3 protein-coding genes are annotated in these 4,388 nt (G+C 71.4%); all 3 read right to left on the bottom strand.

Annotated elements, in window-relative coordinates; genetic code table 11:
- A partial coding sequence (locus tag D7W81_RS40035; RefSeq protein ID WP_244227766.1) for an MBL fold metallo-hydrolase occupies positions 1-1,337 on the bottom strand: 1,337 nt, incomplete at its 3' end.
- Positions 1,338-1,468: 131 nt separating this feature from the next.
- Positions 1,469-1,987, bottom strand: coding sequence for an ester cyclase (locus D7W81_RS40030; protein WP_120560580.1), 519 nt, complete (start codon positions 1,985-1,987; stop codon positions 1,469-1,471).
- A partial coding sequence (locus D7W81_RS40025; RefSeq protein WP_120560579.1) for an acyl-CoA dehydrogenase family protein occupies positions 1,984-4,388 on the bottom strand: 2,405 nt, incomplete at its 5' end. The genes D7W81_RS40030 and D7W81_RS40025, both read right to left, overlap by 4 nt.

Below are 4,388 nucleotides of genomic sequence, written 5' to 3'. Positions count from 1 at the left end.
GCCTGGGGCTTCGGGGTCGCCGGCTTCACGGCCTGCGGGCTCACGGGGGCGGGGACTGGGAGCAGCGGCAGCGCCGGGTGTCCTTCGCGGAGCTTGGGCGGAATCTGGCTGGCCACGATGGGCGCCTCCTCCGCGGTCTTCCACGGACGGTCAGGCCACCAGCGCTCCACGGGCGGCGGCGTCAGCGCGAGGAAGTCCTGCCCGGGCCGGGGCGCGGCGATGCCCACGCCGTCGTGCTTCGCGGCCACCAGCGAGCGCTCCATGGGCTCCGTCCAGCCGTGGTACGCCAGCGTCACCAGCCCCCAGTGCACCGGCAGCATCAAGCGGCCCTTCACCAGCCGGTGGGCCAGCACCGCCTGCTCCGGTCCCAGGTGCCAGTCCGGCCAGCCCGCGCCGTACTGGCCTGTCTCAATCATCGTCAAATCGAACGGCCCCAGCTTCGCGCCAATCTCCTCCATCGCGGGGAACAGGCCCGTGTCACCGGAGTAGTAGACGCGGTGCTGAGGCCCCACCAGCGCCCAGCCCGCCCACAGCGTCTTGTCCTGCTGGAGGAAGCGGCCCGACGCATGCCGCGCGGGCGTGCACACGATGTCCAGCCCCTTCACCTTCGTGCGCTCCCACCAGTCCAGCTCCACGATGCGGCTGGCCGGCACGCCCCAGTATTCCAGGTGCGCGCCCACGCCCAGCGGCACCACGAACGTGGTGTTCCAGTCCTTCATCGCCGTGATGGTGGCGAAGTCCAGGTGGTCGTAGTGGTCATGCGAAATCACCACCGCGTCGATGGGCGGCAGCGCGTCCAGCGCGATGGGCGCGGGGAACCAGCGCTTGGGGCCAATCCACTCCAGCGGCGACGTGCGCTCGCCCCACACGGGGTCGGTGAGCACGCGCAGCCCGTCAATCTCCACCAGCGTGGACGAGTGCCCCATCCAGGTGACGCGCAGCCCGTCCTCGGGCGGCGTGGCGAAGCGCTTCGGGTCGATGCGGTCCACCACCACCGGCATCCGGGGCGTGCTCTCCGGGCTCGAGTGGAAGAGGTCCGACAGCGTCCGCTGCCAGTTGTTGAGGATGGGCTGCGGGTTCACGAACCCGCCGTCCTGCCACTGCGGCGAGCGCGCCATCCGCTCCAGCCGTACCCCTTCCGCCCCCGTGCCGAACGCACGCCACCCGTCGATGACGACAATCAACAGGAACACGCCCAGCAGCAGCAGGCCCCAACCCAACAGGCGCAACAACCGGCCGCCCCAGGACGGCCGGGAGCCGTAGGAGGGAAAGGCCGTGCGGAAGGCCTTCTGGCGGGCCTTGTCCGCGGCCCGAATGGGTCCCGCGTTCATACTCATGCCCGGACCCTGATGGCTCCGGTGCGTAGGTGTCAATGGGGAGACGTTTCGACGGTGCCCGGTTTTTCCTGACTCCGGCGGCGTCGGGCCCGACCCGTGGCCGTTCGGCGTGTCACCGGGTCAGGGGGGCTTCAGGGATCCGGCGGGACGATCTTGAACCCGCGCTGGAGCAGCGGGGCCAGCCGGTCGGTGAGGTCCCAGGACTCCACTAGCCGGCCGTCGCGCAGCCGGTACAGCGAGTCCCCGTGGAACGTCAGCGGACGGGACCTGCCGTCAATGGTGGGCGGGCCCTGGGTGTCCGTGCCCGTCGCGCGCCAGCGCACCAGCACCCAGTCGCCCTCCGCCATCAGGTGGAGCAGCTCGAACTTCAGGTCCGGGAAGAGGGTGAACCCCTGCTCCGCCTGGGTCCGCACCACGTCCGGGCCGCGCAGCTCCTGGGGCGCGCCCTCGGAGCGGTCCACGAAGTCCGCCGCGACGTACTCCGGGATGCGCTCCAGGCGCTTCTGGTTGTAGATCTCCTCGGTGAACAGGCGGGCGCGCTCCTTGTTGGACTCGCCCACCTGAAGGGCTCGCTCCGCGGGGGACACCGTCGCGCAACCGGTCAGCCCCACGAGCCCCACCACCACCCACGACACAACACAGGTCCTCATGACGCGCGGGAATCTGCCGGGCCCGCACGGGCGCTGTCAGCCGCCGTGTCGTCGAACCGTTCACCGCCGGGCGCCAGCCGCCCCAGCCCGATGGGCGCCGCCAGGCACGTGTCCGGAATCCCGAAGGCGTCCACCAGCCCCACGGCGTCCGGCCGCAATTCCGCGCACAGCAGCACGCGCTCCTTGCGGATGGCCTGGGCCTTGGGCCCCGTGAGCCAGCCGTGCTCCAGGAACCAGCCGCTTGCGGACTCCAGGCAGGACAGGCCGAAGAGGTCCGCCATGCGCCCCAGCACCGGCTTGAGCGACTCGTCCTTCACCGCCGCCACGCCGCGCAGGAACTGCTCCAGCACGATGCGCTCCACGCTCGCGTGCGCCAGGGCCAGGAGGTGCACCTGCACCTGGTTGAAGGCCTCGAAGGCCTCCACGCCCGCGGTGAGCCGCTTGCGGATCCGCTTGGACACCGACGCGAGCAGGGCCTCCTCGCGGAAGCGCAGGGCGCGCAGCTGGAAGTCGCTGTCGCGCAGGTGGTCCGTGTCCGTGCGCCGGCCCGCGATGGGATTCCGGTCCGTGAACACCGTCGCGGCCTGGTCCACGATGAGGCGCAAGACGGCGAAGACGCGGTCGTCCTCGAAGCGCTGGCGGTAGCCCGTGAGCAGGCCCTTGGCCACCAGCTGCATGAGCACGGTGTTGTCGCCCTCGAAGGTGGTGAACACGTCCGTGTCCGCCTTGAGCGAGGCGAACCGGTTCGCGGTGAGGTAGCCCTGGCCGCCGCACGCCTCGCGGCACTCCTGGATGGTGGCGGTGGCGTTCCACGACGCGTAGGCCTTGAGCCCCGCGGCCAGCGCCTCCACCTCGCGCGCGTCGTCCTCCGTGCGGTGGACGTAGCGGTCCACCAGGTACTCCAGCGCGAAGTCCACCGCGTATGCCTTGGCCACCAGCGGCAACAGCCGCATCTGGTGCGACTGGTGGTCCAGCAGCCGCACCTCCGGCGCGCCCTGGGGGCCGAACTGGCGGCGCAGGTCGCCGTAGCGCACCGCGATGGTCAGCGCGCTCTTGGCCGCGGACAGCGACGCGCACGCCACGCTCACGCGGCCCGCCACCAGCGCGCCCAGCATGGTGAAGAAGCGCTTGGAGTCACCCGTGATGGAGGAGGTGTACTCGCCGGCCTCCGTCACCTGGCCGTAGCGGTCGAGCAGGTTGTCGCGCGGCACGCGCACGTGGTCGAACCACAGCCGGCCGTTGTCCACGCCGTTGAGGCCCATCTTCTCGCCGCAGTCCTCGATGCGGATGCCCGGCAGCACCTTGCCGTGCGCGTCACGCAGCGGGACGAGCAGCGCGTGCACGCCCAGCCGTTCCCCGCCCACCTCCAGCTGCGCGAACACGGTGGCGATGCGCGCGTGGCGGGCGGCGTTGCCAATCCACTCCTTGCGCGCGGTCTCCGACGGCGTGTGGATGACGAACTCGCCCGTGGCCGCGTCGTAGCGGGCCAGCGTCTCGCAGTCGCGCACGTTGGAGCCGTGGCCCAGCTCGCTCATCGCGAAGCAGCCGGGCAGGTCCAGCGAGGCGACCCCGGGCAGGTACTTCTGGTGGTGCCGCTTCGTGCCCAGGAACAGGATGCTGGATCCGAACAGGCCGAAGTGCACACCCGCCTTGATGACGAGGCTCAGGTCGAAGAAGGCCATCGTCTCGAACGCGGCGATGAACGCGCCCAGGTCCCCGCCGCCCTCGCGCCCCTTGGGGAAGGCCAGCTGCCCCAGGCCGTCGTTGGCCAGGTGCTTGAGCCAGTCGAACACCTGGTCGCGGTAGGCGGTGGTGGAGAGCCCTTCCTTGTAACGGAAGTCCGCGTCCTCCAGCCATCCGCGCACCCGCTGCCGCACGTCCGAGTAGGTGCGCTCCAGCACGGCCGTCATCGCCGCGGGGTCGAAGGAGGCCGTGTGCGAACGGGGCTCCGCCTTCGGGATGCGCGACGCCTTGGGCACCAGCGAGCGCACCGCCTCCTTGCCGTCCACGCCCAGCGTGGCCTCGATGATGGCCAGGGCCTTGGCCAGCTCCGCCGGGGGGACGTTCAGGGGCGCCTCGCCCGCGAGCGCCTGGGCCAGCTGGACGCCCAGCTCCGCCAGGTTCTGCTGCTGGCTGGTGGCCAGCTTCTCCGCGGTGGCGCGGATGTGCTCGCGCACGATGGCCAGCTCGCGGGGCGGGGGCGGACGCAGCGGATCCACCCAGAGGGCCAGGATGGAGCTGGACTTGAGGTCCAGCCATGGCTGGGAGCGGGCGGCGCCGCCCAGGGCCCGGAGCTCGTCGCCTGTCAGCTCGCCGTCCGTCCAGGCGACGTACAGCATGGGGATGAGCGGGGCGAGGCTGGGCAGGGACAGGAGCTCCCGGGCGGAGGGGCGGGATGGGG

Origin of the sequence: Corallococcus aberystwythensis (genome assembly GCF_003612165.1) — a bacterium.
Taxonomy (GTDB): Bacteria; Myxococcota; Myxococcia; order Myxococcales; family Myxococcaceae; genus Corallococcus; species Corallococcus aberystwythensis.
The sequence above is the reverse complement of the archived record's forward strand: the minus strand, read 5'-3'. Positions and strand labels throughout refer to the sequence as shown.

What these genes read in the sequence shown, in the direction of transcription:
- D7W81_RS40030 (WP_120560580.1), bottom strand. Translation starts at nt 1,987, where the DNA reads ATGAGGACCTGTGTTGTGTCGTGGGTGGTGGTGGGGCTCGTGGGGCTG.